The 17,467-nt window shown below is 66.5% G+C and carries 10 protein-coding genes; 5 read left to right on the plus strand and 5 right to left on the minus strand.

The annotated features are described in order from the left end of the window. Positions 1-17 precede the first annotated feature (17 nt). The 3 genes from PBT88_RS16105 to PBT88_RS16115 all read left to right on the plus strand — a co-directional run bounded on the left by PBT88_RS16105 (position 18) and on the right by PBT88_RS16115 (position 6,925). Positions 18-2,435: a TonB-dependent receptor gene (locus PBT88_RS16105; protein WP_270076328.1), complete on the plus strand. Its 2,418-nt coding sequence runs from the start codon at positions 18-20 to the stop codon at positions 2,433-2,435. 123 nt (positions 2,436-2,558) lie between these two features. Next, positions 2,559-3,770 (plus strand): efflux RND transporter periplasmic adaptor subunit, encoded by a 1,212-nt coding sequence (locus PBT88_RS16110; RefSeq protein WP_270076329.1) that lies wholly within the window; start codon positions 2,559-2,561, stop codon positions 3,768-3,770. Beyond that, a complete protein-coding gene (locus tag PBT88_RS16115) occupies positions 3,767-6,925 on the plus strand; it encodes an efflux RND transporter permease subunit (protein WP_270076330.1) in 3,159 nt (1,052 codons plus the stop codon). The genes PBT88_RS16110 and PBT88_RS16115 overlap by 4 nt, the downstream gene beginning before the upstream one ends. A 256-nt stretch (positions 6,926-7,181) precedes the next feature. Here the strand turns inward: PBT88_RS16115 and PBT88_RS16120 are convergent, their stop codons facing one another. Further along, positions 7,182-8,501, minus strand: a complete 1,320-nt coding sequence (locus PBT88_RS16120; protein ID WP_270076331.1) for an APC family permease — start codon at positions 8,499-8,501, stop codon at positions 7,182-7,184. Beyond that, positions 8,501-10,153 (minus strand): M28 family metallopeptidase, encoded by a 1,653-nt coding sequence (locus PBT88_RS16125; RefSeq protein ID WP_270076332.1) that lies wholly within the window; start codon positions 10,151-10,153, stop codon positions 8,501-8,503. Before PBT88_RS16125 ends, PBT88_RS16120 begins: the two co-directional genes overlap by 1 nt. Positions 10,154-10,416: 263 nt before the next feature. Between PBT88_RS16125 and PBT88_RS16130 the strand changes: the two genes are divergently transcribed. Together PBT88_RS16130 and PBT88_RS16135 are read left to right on the plus strand one after the other, a co-directional pair. Further along, positions 10,417-11,562: an iron-containing alcohol dehydrogenase gene (locus tag PBT88_RS16130; RefSeq protein WP_270076333.1), complete on the plus strand. Its 1,146-nt coding sequence runs from the start codon at positions 10,417-10,419 to the stop codon at positions 11,560-11,562. Further along, complete coding sequence (locus tag PBT88_RS16135) at positions 11,559-11,987, plus strand: acyl-CoA thioesterase (RefSeq protein WP_270076334.1); 429 nt, start codon at positions 11,559-11,561, stop codon at positions 11,985-11,987. The genes PBT88_RS16130 and PBT88_RS16135 overlap by 4 nt, the downstream gene beginning before the upstream one ends. 25 nt (positions 11,988-12,012) lie before the next feature. On the opposite strand, the gene PBT88_RS16140 is transcribed toward PBT88_RS16135, so the two are convergent. From PBT88_RS16140 to PBT88_RS16150, 3 genes are all read right to left on the minus strand, one after another. Then, positions 12,013-13,137 (minus strand): zinc-binding dehydrogenase, encoded by a 1,125-nt coding sequence (locus PBT88_RS16140; RefSeq protein ID WP_270076335.1) that lies wholly within the window; start codon positions 13,135-13,137, stop codon positions 12,013-12,015. Between the two features lie 19 nt (positions 13,138-13,156). Continuing rightward, positions 13,157-15,721: a TonB-dependent receptor gene (locus tag PBT88_RS16145; protein ID WP_270076336.1), complete on the minus strand. Its 2,565-nt coding sequence runs from the start codon at positions 15,719-15,721 to the stop codon at positions 13,157-13,159. Between the two features lie 331 nt (positions 15,722-16,052). Continuing rightward, positions 16,053-17,390 (minus strand): spinster family MFS transporter, encoded by a 1,338-nt coding sequence (locus PBT88_RS16150; protein ID WP_270076337.1) that lies wholly within the window; start codon positions 17,388-17,390, stop codon positions 16,053-16,055. Positions 17,391-17,467 lie beyond the last annotated feature (77 nt).

A 17,467-nucleotide genomic window follows, 5' to 3' on the forward strand; every position in this document is an offset into this window, starting at 1 on the left:
CGCGCGCATCGGTTTCGATGCTTGCCCTGGCCGCGATCACGCCGGCCTTCGCCCAGACCACGGGCTCGCAGGATTTCGATCAGCAGATCGTCGTCACCGGCACCAAGACCAAGGGCGTCGGCGGGGTCATCACGCCTGATACGTCCAAGACCAAGGTGTCGCTCAGCTCGGCGTTCATCCAGCATGAGACGCCCGGCCAGTCGATCGACGACGTGATCAACATGATCCCCGGCGTCAGCTTCCAGAACAACGATCCTTATGGCTCGGCCGGCGGCACGCTGAACATCCGTGGCTTCGATTCCAGCCGTATCGCCCAGACCTGGGATGGCTTCACGCTCAACGACACCGGCAACTACGCGATCTATTCGAACCAGCAGATGGATTCGGAGCTGATCGACCAGGTGACCGTCAGCCTGGGTTCGACCGACGTCGACGCCCCGAGCGCATCGGCCACCGGCTCGACCGTCAACTATACCACCCGCAACCCGTCCGAGGATTTCCACGTCCGCGTGTCCGGCTCGGCTGGTGAGTATCAGTATTTCCGCCTGTTCGGCGTCGTCGACACCGGCACCTTCACGCCGTTCGGCACCCGCGCCTTCCTGTCGGCCAGCAAGGCGACCAACAACAACGTCTTCAACAATCTCGGCAAGATCAACAAGACCCAGATCAACGGCAAGATCTATCAGCCGATCGGCAGCAACGGCGATTTCATCTCGATCGCCGGCCATTATAACCGCAACATCAACAACTTCTTCGGCTCGGTCCCGCTCCAGCATCTCGGCACGGCGACCGGCACCGGCTCGGGCAACAGCTTCCCGACCACCAAGGACGGCCGCTTCTATGACGTCGCGGACTGCCTGAGCGGCAAGACCGCCTGCGCCTTCGGCACTGCCTATGATTATCGCTACAACCCGTCGAAGACCGCCAACGTCCGCGTCAACTCGCGCTTCTCGCTGACCGACAAGCTGACGCTGACCGCCGACGCCGCCTATCAGTACACGCTGGCCAATGGCGGCGGCACCGCGACCGCCAACGAGGGCTATAACCCAGTCACCGGCACCGCCGGCTATTTCGGCTCCACCCCCTATCTGGGCGGCGTCGACCTGAACGGCGACGGCGATACCAAGGACAGCGTGCTGGTCAGCGCGCCGAGCAACACCAACACCAACCGCGCGATCGCCAATATCGGCCTGCGCTATGACTTCACGCCGGATCAGACCGTGCGCATTGGTTATTCGCTCGATTATGGCCATCACCGCCAGACCGGCGAGATCACCAAGATCAACGCGCTCGGCTTCGCCACCAACCCGTTCTCGAGCGAAGATCCGATCTATGACTCGACCGGCCACGCCCTCCAGAAGCGTGATCGCAACTCCTTCGCGATCCTCAACCAGGCATTCGGCGAATATCGCGGCAAGTTCCTCGATGACCGTCTGACGCTGACCGCCGGCGTGCGCGCACCGTTCTTCACGCGCAAGCTGCAGAACTACTGCTTCGCCACCAACACCAACGGCGGCGTCGTCTGCTCGGGCCAGAATGCAGCGACCGATCAGCAGATCGCCATCGACTACCCGAACTACCAGGCGCCGCAGAAGCGCACGATCCGCTACAACAAGGTGCTGCCAAGCGCCGGCGTGACGTTCAACATCCTCCAGCCGCTCGCGATCTACGCCAATTATTCGAAGGGCCTCCAGGTTCCGGGCACGGACAACCTGTACAACGCCTTCGGCTTCGCGCCCGGCACCGACGGCGCCAATGGTGCCAAGCCGGAAACGACCGACAATTTCGATACCGGCGTGCGCTACACCACCGGCAAGCTGCAGGCGACCGTCGATGGCTGGTACACGATCTTCCACGATCGCCTGGCCTCGTCCTACGATCTCGACACCAACACCACGATCTACCGCAACCTCGGCACCGTGCATAAATATGGCGTCGATGCGGATGTGAGCTACAAGCCGGTGCCGGAGATCACCCTCTACGCCTTCGGTTCGTATCTGAAGTCGAAGATCCTCGACAATGTCCAGGCGACCGCCACCACCTACTATCTGACCGCCGGCAAGCGTGAATCCGGTTCGCCGACCTACAATTTCGGCGGCCGCATCGAAGGCCACAAGGGCCCCGTCACGCTCGGCGTCGAAGCCAAGCGCACCGGCCCGCGCTACATCAACGACCAGAATCTTCCGGTCGTGATCAGCGGCGTGCAGGTGTTCGGTGCCAAGGCCCCGGCCTACACCGTCGTCAACCTCGACGCGCGCGTGTCGATGGAGTGGACCGGCATGGGCAAGGACACCTGGTTGCAGCTCAACGTGACCAACCTGTTCGACAAGCTCTACGTCGGCGGCTTCAGCGGCACCACCGTCACCAACTCGCTGACCTACGCCCAGATCGGTGCCCCGCGCGCCGTTTCGGGGACGATCAACTTCGGCTTCTGATCCTTTCGGAAGTTCATGCGTTCGGGGGGCGGTCGATCTTGTATCGGCCGCCCTTTCCAATTGTTAACCTTTAGCATTTCGGGCCTGACATCCGTCCGCAACACAATCATAAGATCGCGCCGCATGAACATGTCCCCGGTTTTCCGCTGCACGCTCTTCACCGCTCCGTTGCTGGCGCTCGCAGCCTGCGAAGCGAAGCCGGACAAGCCAGCGCCACCGACGCCGACCGTCGGCATCATCGTCGCCCGGCCCGGCATGGCGGCGATGAACACCGAACTGCCCGGCCGCACCGATGCCTATCAGGTCTCGGACGTGCGCCCGCAGGTCAATGGCATCGTCCTCAAGCGGCTCTTCACCGAGGGCGGCATCGTTCATCAGGGCCAGCCGCTCTATGTGATCGATCCCTCGCTATATCGCGCGGCGGTCGGCCAGGCGCAGGGCCAGCTCGCCTCGGCCGAAGCCAATGCGGTCGCCGCTAAGCTCAAGGCCCAGCGCTACACCGAGCTCGAGAAGATCAACGCCGTCGCCCGGCAGGATGCCGCCGACGCGCGCGCGACCGCCGGCCAGGCCGACGCCGCGATCGTCGAGCAGCGCGCCGCGCTCCAGACCGCCCAGATCAACCTGCGCTATACGCGCGTCAACGCGCCGATCACCGGCCGCATCAGCCGGTCCTCGGTGACGGCCGGCGCCCTGGTCAGCGCCAGCCAGACCGACGCGCTCGCCACCATCACCCAGCTCGATCCGATCTATGTCGACATCCAGCAAAGCTCGACCGACCTGCTCGCGCTGCGCAAGGCGATCGCCAATGGCGGCGCGATGCCCGACACCGCGGCGGTGAAACTCAAGCTCGAGGACGGCACCGACTATCCGCAGGCCGGCACCTTGCTCTTCTCCGAAGTGCAGGTCGATCCCTCCACCGGCGCGGTGACGCTGCGCGCGCGCTTCCCCAATCCGCAGGGCCTGCTGCTGCCCGGCATGTATGTCCGCGCGACGGTGAGCCAGGCGGTGCGCCAGAACGCCTTCCTGCTGCCCGAGGCGGCGGTGACGCACGATCCCAAGGGCGCGGCCTCGGTGCTCGTCGTCGGAGCGGACAATAAGGTGGTGAAGAAGCCGGTGCAGGATCGCGGGCTCAGCAACAATCGCTGGGTGGTGATCGCAGGCATCGCCGCCGGCGACCGGATCGTGGTCGAGGGCAGCGGCAAGGCCAAGCCCGGCCAGCAGGTCCGCGCGGTCGCCGCCAGCGACGATCCCGCGACGATCGACGCGGCGCCCGGCGGCGGCGGCGGCGGTGGTGGCAGGTCGGCTTCCGGCGGGGCATCGGGCACCGGCCAGTGATCTCGCGCTATTTCATCGAGCGGCCCATCTTCGCATGGGTGATCGCGATCGTCATCATGCTCGCCGGTCTCGGCGCGGTGACGCACCTGCCGATCGAGCAATATCCGGATATCTCGCCGCCGCAGGTCGGCATCAACGCCACCTATCCGGGTGCCTCGGCGCAGGTGCTCCAGGATTCGGTCACGCAGGTGATCGAGCAGCAGCTGACCGGCCTCGACGGGCTGCTTTATTTCCAGTCGACGTCGAGCGACACCGGCACCGTCACCATCACCGCCACCTTCGATAACGGCACCAACCCGGACATCGCCCAGGTGCAGGTGCAGAACAAGGTGCAGCAGGCGCTGCCCCGCCTGCCGAGCCAGGTGCAGCAACAGGGCCTGACCGTCCAGAAGCGCCAGCCCGATTATCTGATGCTCGTCGCCGTCTACGACACCAGCGACCAGACCAATTCCGCCGACGTCGCCGACTTCATGGTCTCCAAGCTGCAGGATCCGCTCAGCCGCGTGAACGGCGTCGGCGAAGTCGATGCGTTCGGCACCCAATATGCGATGCGGGTGTGGCTCGATCCCTACAAGCTCAACGCGCACCAGCTCCAGCCGGGCGACGTGAGCAGCGCGATCCAGGCGCAGAACGTCCAGGTCGGCGCCGGCCTGATCGGCGCGCAGCCTTCGGTGCCGGGGCAGGAACTGAACGCGACCGTCACCGCGCAATCGCGCCTCAACACCCCCGCCCAGTTCCGCGCCATCGTCCTCAAGACCGAGACCGATGGATCGGTGGTCCATCTCGGCGATGTCGCGCGGGTCGAGCTCGGGCAGGAGCAATATACCTCGGTGTCGCGCTTCGATGGCCATGGGGCGGCGGCGCTGGCGGTGTCGCTCGCGCCGGGTGCCGACGCGCTCAAGACGGCGGAGGCGGTGAAGGCCAAGGTCGCGCAGCTCTCCAAGACCTTCCCGGACGGTTACCAGGTCGCCTATCCACGCGACAGCACCGACTTCATCAAGCTCTCGATCTCCGAGGTCGAGAAGACATTGATCGAGGCGATCATCCTCGTCGTGATCGTGATGTTCGTGTTCCTCCAGAATTGGCGGGCGACGCTGATCCCGGCGATCGCGGTGCCGGTGGTGCTGCTCGGCACCTTCGGCGTGCTCGCGCTGTTCGGCTATTCGATCAACACGCTCACCCTATTCGGCATGGTGCTGGCGATCGGCCTGCTCGTCGACGACGCGATCGTCGTGGTCGAGAATGTCGAGCGGATCATGGAGGAGGAGAAACTCGACGCCTATGACGCCACCGTCAAATCCATGGGCGAGATATCGGGCGCGCTGATCGGCATCGCCATGGTGCTGTCCGCGGTGTTCCTGCCGATGGCGTTCTTCGGCGGATCGACCGGGATCATCTACCGCCAATTCTCGATCACGATCGTCTCCTCGATGGTGCTGTCGGTGCTGGTCGCGCTGATCCTCACCCCGGCGCTGACCTCGACGCTGCTCAAGCCCAAGCATGGTCAGGCACCCGGCCGCGACAATGTCTTCACCCGCACCACCGGCCGCTTCTTCGCCTGGTTCAACCGGACCTTCGATCGCGGCGCGGACAAATATCAGCGCGGTGTCGGCCATGTCATCGAACGCACCCGCTGGTTCATGATTGCCTTCGTCTGCGCGGTGGTGCTGCTCGGTTTCCTGTTCACCCGCCTGCCCACCGGCTTCCTGCCGACCGAGGATATCGGCCAGGCGATCGTGCAATATTTCCTGCCCGCCGGCGCCACCCAGGATCGCACCAACCAGGTCAGCAAGGCGGTCGAAACCTATTTCCTGCACAAGGAAACCAACGTTCAGGACATGTTCGCCAACACCGGGCGCAATTTCTCCGGCTCGGGCGACAATGTCGGGCAGGCGTTCCTGATCCTCAAGCCGTGGGATCAGCGCGCGGGCGCGAAGAACGCCGCCGACGCGATCACCGCGCGCGCGCAGAAGGCGCTCGGCGGGATGCGCGACGCGCGCGTGCTGACCGTGTTGCCCCCGGCCATCCGCGGCCTCGGCCAGACCAACGGCTTCACGCTGGAGATCGAGAATCAGGGTAACCTGTCCGATGCCGATTTCGCCGCCGCCAAGGACAGGCTGATCGCCGAGGCCAATGCCGATCCGCTGCTCGCCGCGGTGCGCCTCGGCACGCTCGAGGATACCCCGCACCTCCATATCGATGTCGACAATGCCAAGGTCGGCGCGCTCGGGCTGGCCCAGGCGGACGTCAACTCCACCCTGTCGGCGGCGTTTGGTGGCACCTACATCAACGACTTCGTCGACCGCGGCCGCGTCAAGCGCGTCTACATCCAGGGCGACGCGCCCTATCGCGGCACGCCCGAGGATCTCGCCGCCTGGCATGTCCGCTCGTCAAACGGCACGATGGCGCCCTTCTCGGCCTTCTCCTCCTACAGCTGGACCAAGGCGCCCTCGACGCTGCAGCGCTTCAACGGCGTCTCCTCCTATGAGGTGCAAGGACAGGCCGCGCCCGGCCACAGCTCCGGCGCGGCGATGGACGAGATCGAGAAACTGGCGAACGCCATTCCCGGCCTCGGCACCAGCTGGTCGGGCCTGTCCTACCAGCAGCAGCTTTCCACCGGCCAGGCCCCCTATCTCTACGCTCTGTCGGTGCTGGTGATCTTCCTGTGCCTCGCCGCGCTGTACGAAAGCTGGTCGATCCCGATCTCGGTGCTGCTGGTGATCCCGCTCGGCGTGATCGGCGCGGTGATCGCGGTGATGCTGCGCGGGCTCGACAACGACATTTATTTCCAGGTCGGCCTGCTCACCACCATCGGCCTCTCGGCCAAGAATGCGATCCTGATCGTCGAGTTCGCCGAGTTCGCGGAAGCCCGCGGCAAGTCCCCGATGGAGGCCGCATTGGAGGCCGCGCGCCTGCGCCTGCGCCCGATCCTGATGACCAGCCTCGCTTTCGTGGCGGGCGTCATCCCGCTCGCCATCGCGACCGGCGCCGGCGCCGCCAGCCGCGTCGCGATCGGCACGGCGGTGGTCGGCGGCATGATCACCGCGACCAGTCTCGCCATCTTTTTCGTGCCGATGTTCTTCGTTCTGGTCCGCTGGCTCTTCGCGCACGGCAAGAAGACGCGGCGCCCACATGCAGAAAAAGCAGCGGATTGATTTTTTGACACCGTTGTCGTTTTGACGGGACTAGTTTCGAGCGTTACCAAACGGCCTCGCAGGAGCGGAATCGCCCAGTAGGCGCGGACGAGAGCTGAGCAGGGCAGTTTCCCTCACGGGACGCCCTGCCGATAAGAAGGCGGCGCCAGCCGACCCGCTCCGTCCGCGCCCGCTACACCATCGCCACTCGATCCTCACGACATGCGCGCCACCTTCGACATGCGCGCTACCTTCGAGACGCGCACCGGCGCGTGGTCTACCGCGCCGGGTTTCTCGATCGTGCGATCCGGTAGAGCAGCGCCGATCCCAGGATCACGCCCGCCAACGCCGCGATCTCGCTCGAACGGCCGAGCGCGATGCACGCCGCCATCGATCCGATGCCCAGCACCACCCACAGGCCGAGCACCGGCAAGCGCAGCGGCGTGCCGTCGAGCCTCACATTGCGCGCGCGCAGACGCCATGCCGCCGCGCAGCCGGCGATGTAGAGCGCGCAACCGACCAGCGCAGAGAGGATGGCGAGCGCCTCGAACGTGCCCGTCGCCGCCAGCACGATCGCGATCGCCGCGTGGACGACGATCGCATTGGCCGGCACCTGCCGCGTCGACAGCCGCCCCAGCGCCCGCGGCAGAAAGCCGTCGCGGGCGAAGGCGAACAGCACGCGCGGCGCACCGAGCAGATCGCTGCCGATCCAGCCGCCGAGCGAGATCGCGGTGCCGACCAGCAGCAATAGGCCGAGGCGCGGGTCGATCGTCGCCATCGCCATCGCGAGCGGCGCCTTGGCCCCCGCCAGCGCGCCGCCGAGCAGTCCCTGCGCCACCCATTGGATGGCGACATAGGCGATCGTCACGAACGCCATCGCGCCGATCAACGCGCGCGGCAGAGTGCGCGCGGGATTGTCGACCTCGCCGCTGACGCTCAGCGTCGTCTCCATGCCCTGGAAGGCGAACAGCGAAAGCAGGATCGCCCGCCCGATCCCGCCGACGTCCGGTACCGTGCCGGCGTGGAGCTTGGCCGGATCGATCCAGAACAGCCCGACGAGGACGAAGATCGCCAGCGGGATCAGCTTCACCGCCGTGACGGCGCCGATCAGCCGCGAGGCGGGGCGCACGCCGGCCAGGTTCACGACGGTGAGCACCGCGATGATCGCGACGATCACCGCATCGCGCCCCCATGTCGTCGCCAGCGCCGGTATAAACCCCGCCAGCGCGTCGGCGAACCCTGCCGCGATGCCGCCGCATGCGAGCACGCAGGACAGCCAGAGCAGCACCCCGGAGACGAAGCCCGCCAGCGGCCCGAAGGCGGCCTCGACATAGCCATAGACGCCGCCGCTGCTCGCGACCCGGCTGCCCGCCTCCGCGAAGCACAGCACCACCGCCGCCATCGCCAGCGCGCACAGCAGATAGGCGACCAGGGCGTAAGGCCCCGCGGCGCGCGCCATGCCGGCGGGCAGCGAGAAGATGCCGCCGCCGATGACGATGTTCACGATCGCCGCCGCCAGCGCGAAAGTGCCGATGCCGCGCCGCAGCCCCGCATCGCGCGAGGCGGCATCCGCCACGATGCCGCCCCCGCCCGTCATCAGTGGCGTTCGCCCGCGGTCTTGTCCCGCTCGGCGCGGAATTCGCTATCCTGCGACCAGTTCGGCCATTCCCGCGCATTGGCGAGATCGCGACCGAGATCGTAGAGCAGGCCGACATCCTGCGCCATGCCGGCCAGATTCCAGTCGGCCGACCATTCGTCGGCGGGCTGGTGGTAGCGATTGGCGGTATAGTCCTTGGCGAGCGCATCGCCCTTGGCGCGGCCGCCATCGACCAGATCGCGCCCCGATCCGAAGCTGATCGCCGGCACCCCGCGCTTGGCCATCGAGAAATGGTCCGAACGGTAGAAGCCGCCGGCCGACAGGCGCGGATCGGGCGTGTAGGCACGGCCCTTGGCCTTGCCCTCCTGGATCAGATCGTCGAGCAGCCCGAGCTTCGCCGTGCCCGAGATGGTGAAATCCTTCGCCGGTCCCGCCACCGAAAGCGCATCCATGTTGATCACGCCCGCCGTCGTGCCAAGCGGATAGACCGGGTTGGCGGCATAATATTCGGAGCCGAGCAGCCCCTTCTCCTCCGCCGTCACCGCCATGAAGACAAGGCTGCGATCGGTTGCAGGCTTGGCGGCGAAGGCCTTGCCCAGTTCGAGCAGCGCCGCGATGCCGGTGCCGTTATCGACCGCGCCATTATAGATGCGGTCGCCCTTGGCGTCCGGCGCACCGACGCCGAGATGATCCCAGTGCGCGGTGTACATCACCGTCTCGTTCGGATGGCCGGTGCCGGTGCGGCGGCCGAGCACATTGTGCGAGATGATCGTGCTGACATTGGCGTCATAGCGGGCCGACATCGTCGCCTTCAGCGCGACCGGCTTGAAGGCGCGGGTCTGCGCCTGCTTCTTCAGCGCCTCGAAATCGAGGCCCGAGGCCTGGAACAGCTTCACCGCGAGATCGCGCTGGATCCATGCCTCCACCTGCGTGTGGCTCGCCTTGGGGTCGCTGCGGACGATATCGAACTGGGCGTTGGTGTTGCTGTTCTTGACGGTCGCCCAGCCATAGGAGGCCGGATCGGTTTCGTGGATGACCAGCACGCCGGCCGCGCCGCGCCGCGCGCCTTCCTCATATTTATAGGTCCAGCGGCCATAATAGGTCATCGCCTTGCCGCCGAAATCGCCCTCGCCGGTTTCGAAATCGGGATCGTTGATCAGCACGACCATGATCTTGCCGTGCAGGTCGACGCCCTTGAAATCATCCCATTGGCGCTCCGGCGCGTTCACCCCATAGCCGACGAAGACCAGCGGCGCGTGGGCGAGATCGACCGCCTTGCTGCCGTCCATCGGCGCGCGGATCGCGATCTCATTGCCCTGGGTCAGCGGCGTCGCCGTGCCGGCGATATCCATCGCGATGGTCGGCGTGCCGGTGATCTCGGATCGCAGCAGCGGCACATTCTGGGTCCAGCCGCGCTGGCCGTTGACCTTGGGACCGCCGGGCTCCAGCCCCGCCGCCTGCATCTGCTGGATGATATAGGCGACCGACTTGACCTCGCCCTGCGTCGCCGGCCCGCGGCCCTCGAACGCATCGGACGACAGGGTGCGGATATGATCCGACAAGCTCTGCGGGGAAAAGACCGGCTCCGGCGCGGTGGCCGCCAGAGCGGCGGCGGGCAGGACGGCAAGCAGGCAAGCAACCAGAGAACGCATCGAATAGGCCCCTTTTATGACAAGGCAGAGCCTATCGAGCATCGCCGAGAAAGGAAGGGGCTTCCTGCATCGGCGGACGGGAGGGTTCATCGGACGTCTTCCCGTGACACCCGGACAGGACGGCGCAGCACGGCGGAACTCACCTCCGAAACATCCCGTGCCGGTTGCCGTCTCCAAGGTCGATTACTGGCGGGCGCCTTGTCATTTACGCCATACCGATTTATCGAAAATGCGCTCGCCCGGCTCGCTTCGACAGGGATGCCATGAAAGACTTCGCCTTCCATTACGGCCCGCGGGTCATCGCCGGCGCCGGTGTCGTCGCCCGGCTCGAGACATTGTTGCCGGAAGGCCCGGTGCTGTTCGTCACCGATCGCCGGTTGATCGACATGGGTTTGGCGACCGCGCCCCTGTCCGCTCTCTCCGAGGCGCGGCGCACGCCGATAGTGTTCGATGCCGTCGAGCCCGATCCTTCGCGCGACACCCTTGAGGCCGCGGTCGCACGCGGCCGCGAGGCCGGCGTTCGCTCGGTGATCGGCTTCGGCGGGGGCAGCCCGATGGATGTCGCGAAGCTCGCCGCCTATCTGCTCGGGTCGGGCGACGCGCTGGACGATATCTGGGGCGTCGGCCAGGCCACCGGATCGGCCATACCGCTGGTGCTGGTGCCGACCACCGCGGGCACCGGATCGGAAGCCACGCCGGTGGCGATCCTCACCCTACCGGGCGACGAGAAGCGCGGCGTCTCATCGCCCGCGCTGATCGCCACCCACGCCGTCCTCGATCCGCTGCTGACCACCGGCCTGCCCCGCGCCATCACCGCCGCCACCGGGATGGACGCGATGGTCCACGCGATCGAGGCCTATACCTCGGCCCATCTCAAGAATCCGGTGTCGGACATGCTGGCGCGGGAGGCGCTGCGCCTGCTGTCCACCCATCTGCTCGCCGCCTGCGAACGCCCCGCCGACAGCGAGGCGCGCGCGGCGATGCTGCTCGGCGCGCATCTCGCCGGCGTCGCCTTCGCCAATGCGCCGGTCGCCGGGGTCCATGCCCTCGCCTATCCGCTCGGCGGCCGTTTCCATGTCCCGCACGGCCTCTCCAACGTGCTGATGCTGCCGCATGTGCTGCGCCACAATATGGCGGCGGCGCTGCCGCTCTATGCCGAGCTCGCGCCGATCGTCGACGCCTCGCTCGCCGGCCTCGGCACCCAGGCGCAAGCAGCCGGATTGATCGAAGCGCTGGCCGCGATGTCGTGCGCGGCGGGGATGCCGCAGCGTCTGCGCGACGTCGGCGTCGACCGCGATCATCTCGACCTGCTGGCCGACGACGCGATGCTCCAGACCCGATTGCTGCGCAACAATCCCTGCCCGATCACCCGCGACGATGCCCGCCGCCTCTACGACGCCGCGCTGTGAGAGCACCGTTCCGCCCGCGCTCCGCCTATCGCCACTGGACGCCGATCGTCACCCGCTGGCACGACAATGACGCTTATGGGCACGTCAACAACGCGGTCTATTATGGCTGGTTCGATACCGCCGTGAACGCATGGCTGATCGACGCCGGGCTGCTCGATGTCGGCACGGGCGATCCGATCGCCCTCGTGGTCGAGACCGGGTGCCGCTACGCCGCCTCGCTCGCCTTTCCGCAGGCGGTGGAGATCGGCCTCGCCATCGCGCGGCTGGGATCGTCCAGCGTCACCTATCATCTCGGCGCCTTCGCCCAGGGGGCGGCCAGCGCGGCCGCCGAAGGCCACTTCACCCATGTCACGGTCGGCCGCGACGATCGCCGCCCCGTCGCCCTGCCCGCGACATGGCGCGATCCTATGGCCGCGCTCGTCTGACCGGCCGGGCCAGGCCGGACTATCCCTAACGGGTCGGATCGATCAGATATTTCTCGCCGGTCGCCTTCTTCTGGTAGGCGGTCACGATCTCGGGACGCAGCGCCTCGGCCAGCCCGATCACCGTGCTATAATGGCTGGCGAAAGTGGTGTGGAGTTCGTCCGCGACGCGCTGGCGCAGCCGCGCCGCATCCGGGCCGATCTTCTGGAGGAAATTGGTCAGCAGCCAGCCGCCCAGCCCCCAGGACAGGCCGAACGCGCGATTCAGCACCGTCGGCCCGGTATCGAGCGCGCCATAGATATAGACCTGCTTGGCCGAATTGTTGCCGTAGATGCTGTAGGAACCGGCCTTCCGCAGGGCGGCCGCCTCCATCGCATTGAGGATGTGGCTGGCGAGTTTGCCGCCACCGATCGCATCGAAGCCGATGGTCGCGCCGGTCTCGGCGATGGCCTCGACCAACCGGGCCTGGAAATCCTCCGCGCCGCTATCGATGACGTACCGCGCGCCGATGCCTTTCAGGATCGCCGCCTGCGCCTCGCTGCGCACGATGTTGACCAGCGCGATGCCGTCCGCCTGGCAGATCCTGTTGAGCATCTGGCCGAGATTGGAGGCAGCAGCGGTGTGGACGATCGCTGTGTGCCCCTCCGCCTTCATCGTCTCGACGAAGCCGAGCGCGGTCAGCGGATTGACGAACATCCCGGCGCCGTCGGCGGCACTGGCCCCCTCCGGCAGCGGGATGCAGGCGCGGGCATGGATCTTCCGATATTGGGCGAACATGCCGCCGCCGACCATGGCGACCTTGCGCCCCAGCAGATCGCGCACATTCTCGCCGGCCTGCACCACCGTGCCGGCGCCCTCGTTGCCGACCGCCAGCGACTGGCCAAGGCGGCCGGCGACGGCACGGAGCAGATGGGGCGGAATATCCGCCACCAGTTCTGGCCGATCGGCCGTGCCCTCGGCGCGGAGCGTCGCCATGTCGGCCGGCCCCAGCAGCAGCCCGAGATCGGACGGGTTGATCGGCGCGGCCTCGAGCCGCACGATCACCTCGTCAGGCCCCGGCTCGCCGAGCGCGACGGGCTCCAGCGTCAGCCGCAGTCGCCCGTCCGCCGTGGCCGTGGAGCGGAGCTCCAGCCCCTCTGTCGATCCGCTCATGCCGTCACTCCTTCGTCGTTCAGTATTTCAGGCGCAGCGTACCACCGAAGGTGCGCGGCGCACCGAGGAAGGCATCCAGCACGCCAGTCGCGTTGGTCGGCACATTCTGGAAGCCCGAGTCGAACGCCACCTGCTTATAATGGGTGTCGAACAGATTTTCCGCCCATGCCTCGATGCTCCAGCGGCCGGTGCGCGGGCCGAAGGCGAGCCGGGCATTGGCGAGCACATAGGCCTTCTGCATCTTGCCGGGATCGAGATCGGAGCCGGTATTGTATTTGGACGAATATTTGGCGCCCATGTTGAAGCGCATCTGGTAATTCTCGCCGAGCGGCTGGGTGTAGGTGCCCGACAGCGAGGCCGACACCAGCGGCGCCAGCGAGAGGCGCGAATGGCGCCCGCCGAGGAAGCCGGTCCTGTGCTCGAGATCGGCCAGTTCGGTCCCGTTGAGGTGATAGCGCGTGTCGGCGATGGTGACGCCGCCCTGGAAGGTGAGCTTCGGCGCCGCGAACCAGACGAAATCGGCGTCGACGCCCTTGCTGATCACCTTGGGGATCGAGTCGACCACGAACACCAGGCCGTTGAACGTGTTGAGCTGGAAGTCCTTGTAGCTCTGGTAGAAGGCCGCGACGTTGAACAGCAGCTTGCGATCGAACAGCGTCGCCTTTTCGCCGATCTCGAAGGCATTGTTGGTCTCGGCCTTGAAGCGGGTATCGCGGATCGGCGTGTTGACCGCCGCGCTGCCCGGCGCGCAGCCCGCATCGCCGACCATGCACTCGACGCGATCGAGGTTGAAGCCGCCCGCCTTGTAGCCGCGTGCATAGGAGCCGTAGAGCAGCAGTTGCGGATTGACCCGATAGACCAGCTTGGCGGTGCCGGTCGGCACATGCTCGCTCTCGGACTGGTGGTTGCTGAAATTATTGTAGCCGGGGCTGAGGAACGGCAGGCACAATGTCCCGTTCACCGCGTCCAGTTGCTGCGCTGCCGCCGGGTTGATCGCGTTCAGGATGCCGAACGCCGCATTCGCCGCCGCGCAACCGGCGCCGCCGCCGATATTGCTGCTGGTCTGGTTCAGATCCTTCTTGTCGATCGAATAGCGACCGCCGAGGTTCAGGCTGAGCGCGTCGGTGAAGTGGAAGGTCTCGTTGGTGAAGATCGCATAGGTGTCGTCGGTCTGGCGGTAGCGATCGACCGAGCCCGAGCCCGAGGCGTAGTTCACCCCGCCCACGAACGGGAAGGTCAGCCCGGTTCGGAGGAAGGTGGGATCGGGATGCCCCTCCACCAGCGACGAGAAGAGCAGGCTCAGATAGGGCGTGAAATCATCGCCGACGAGGATGCTGGTATTCTGCCGCAATTTCTCGTGCGAGTAGAAGCCGCCGATCACATAATCGAGCTTGCCGCTCGATCCGCCATAGCGGAGCTCCTGGCTGAAGGTGCGGAACTGGGTGGAGTTGCTGTCGTCGGGCGGCAGATAATCGAGATCGGCGGTGGAGAAATCGGCATCGAAGCCGGCCTTGGTCTTCCAGTCGCGATAGGAGGTGATCGAGGTCAGCGTGCCCGGCCCGATATCCCAATCGGCCTGCAACGACACGCCGCCGTCGCGGATATGCTGGCCGTCCGGCCGGTTGGCATAGGCGTTGCGGTCATAGGGATGCGCCGGATCGCCGTCATTGCCGCCGAGCGCAGCGACGAGATTGTTGGCGAGGTTGGGTGCCGGCGCCTGGCTGGCGCGGGTGATCACCGCGATGCAGCAATCCTCGTTGCGGCGCGAATAATCGGCGATCGCGCGGAACCTCAGCGTGTCGGTGGGCGTGAACAGCAACTGGCCGCGGATGGTGTAGAAATCGCGGTTGGTGTCGTGCTTGGCGGTGCGCGGGCCATCGCCGGTGTCGACATCGAAGAAGCCGTCGCGCTGGCGATCGGCGAAATAGAGGCTGGCGGCGAGCTTGTCCTTCACGATCGGGCCGGTGATCTCGGCCGATCCGCCGATCGCGCCGTAATTGCCGCCTTCCAGCTCGGCATCGAGACCGAAGCTGTTCTTGGGCGCGGCGGTGATGATGTTGATCACGCCCGCGGTCGCCGACTTGCCGAACAGGGTGCCCTGCGGCCCCTTCAGCACCTCGATCCGATCGACATTGCCGAGATCGCCGAAGCCGACGCCGTTGCGGGGCCGATAGACGCCGTCGATCACGATGCCGACCGAGGATTCGAGGCCGGCATTGTCGCCCACCGTGCCGATGCCGCGGATGCGCGCGGTGGTGGAGGCCTCGCTGCTGGTCGAGGTGACGAGCAGGCCGGGCGCCAGCAGCGCCAGATCCTTGATGTCCTTCACGCCGCTGTCCTGGAGCAGCTGATGGCTGACCGTGGTCACCACGATCGGTACGTTCTGGAGATTTTCGGAGCGCTTCTGCGCGGTCACGATGATCTCGTCGACGGTGCGTGGGGCATCGAGCGAGGTGATGGGCAGCGGCGCACGCGCCGCCGGAGCAGGCGGTGTCGTCGACTGGGCGAAGATAGGCGATGCCTGCATCGCGACGGCAAGCGCCGTGCCGGACACGACAAGACGCAATATGCTCCTGGACTGCATGAAAATCCTCCCCATCCTCTGGCTCTTTTAAGCACCGGGACGAGCATCGCCGCTGACGCGACCCACCTGCCCCGCCACGCCCGACATTTGCGGTGCGCGGATTTTATTATGGCCGGACGATGATCGGCGCGCCGGCCTTCGTCAAGTATTATTGAATATTCGGTATGGATCTATAACGCTGTCATCGGGCGATGCGGCATTTTCGGATCATATCGCTTTGCACAATGATATCGGCTGATATTGTCGCTTTTGCAGGGGTGTTTCGTCGACCTTCGAAAACGCCAGGTCGGATAAATTCGAATGAATAGTCAGTTTTATCCGACAACCCTTATCACTTCGGGGCACGCTCGTCCGCCATTGCCGCCGCGTTGAGCAGATGCGCCGCAATCGCGAGCAGCAGCACCGGCAACAAGGCGGCATAGGCCACCAGCAGCGGTTGCGCCGCACCATGGCCGCGTGCGAGATCGCTGATCCAGCCCACATAGAGCGGCCCGCCACCCAGCCCGATCAGGTTGAGCAGGAACAGCAAGGTCGCGCCGGCAAGACTGCGCTGCGCCGGCGGCGCCGCGTTCTGCACCACCGCCAGCGCGGGCGCGAGATACATGGTGCTGACCAGCCCGAGGATGGTGAGGAAGCCCATCGACCAGCGCCAGTCCGGCACCCACAGCAGGCCGAGAAACGCCGGCAGCCCGATCGCGAAAGCAATCGCCGGCACCCAGCCATACCAGCGCGGATCGCGCCGGCCGAGCCGATCGACCAATTGCCCGGCGCCAAAGGTGCCGATGATGCCGGTGACGCCCAGCAGCAATCCGTACCAGCCGGCGATCTCGCCAAGCCCCATGCCCTTCACCCGCGCGAGGAAGGACGGGTTCCAGCTGAGCAGCGCATAGCCGGCGAACGCCGACAGCCCCGATGCGATCGCGGTCAGCACCATGATCCGGTTCCCGAAGAAGGCGCGCAGCCCCGCCGGTAGCGAGACCGGCGCAGCAGCGCCGGCGGCATCCGCCCGCGGCGGGTCGAGCCGGCCACGCTGCGGCTCGCGCACGATGACCAGCATCAGCGCCGCCAGCACCAGCCCCGGCAAGCCGACCGCGACGAACGCGGAGCGCCATCCGTAATGGGCCGCCACCCATCCGCCCAGCGCCACCCCGAAGGCGGAGCCGATCGGCACGCCGAGCGAATAGATGGCAAGGCCGGTGGCGCGCCGCGACGGCGGGAAATAGTCGGAGAGGAGGCTGTAGGACGGCGGCGAGCCGCCCGCCTCTCCCGCGCCCACCATCACCCGCGCAAAGGTCAGTTGCGTGAAGCCGCGCGCCAGCCCGCAGCCGGCGGTGGCGAGGCTCCAGATCGCGCACGCCGCCGCCATGATCGACACCCGGCGATAGCGATCGGACAGCCACGCCACCGGAATGCCGAAGCCCGTATAGAAGAGCGCGAAGGACAGGCCGGTAAGCATCCCGAGCTGCGTGTCGGAAAGCCCCATCTCGCGGCGGATCGATTCCTGGAGCACCGACATGATCTGCCGGTCCATGAAGTTGAAGCTGTAGACGAGCGCCAGGAACGACGCGACGACCAGCGCATAGCGGCGGTCGCGCGGTGCCGGATCAGATGGTCCGGGCTCGGGACGCTTCCGGCCATCCCGCACGACGTCCGCCGGAGGCGCGGTCATGCCCCTCGCCGCCCGTGGAACAGGCATCCCATCATCGCTCTCCTCACCGCCCGTCTCGATGCGCGTTTCGGGAATCC

Origin of the sequence: Sphingomonas abietis (assembly GCF_027625475.1) — a bacterium.
Classification (GTDB): domain Bacteria; phylum Pseudomonadota; class Alphaproteobacteria; order Sphingomonadales; family Sphingomonadaceae; genus Solisphingomonas; species Solisphingomonas abietis.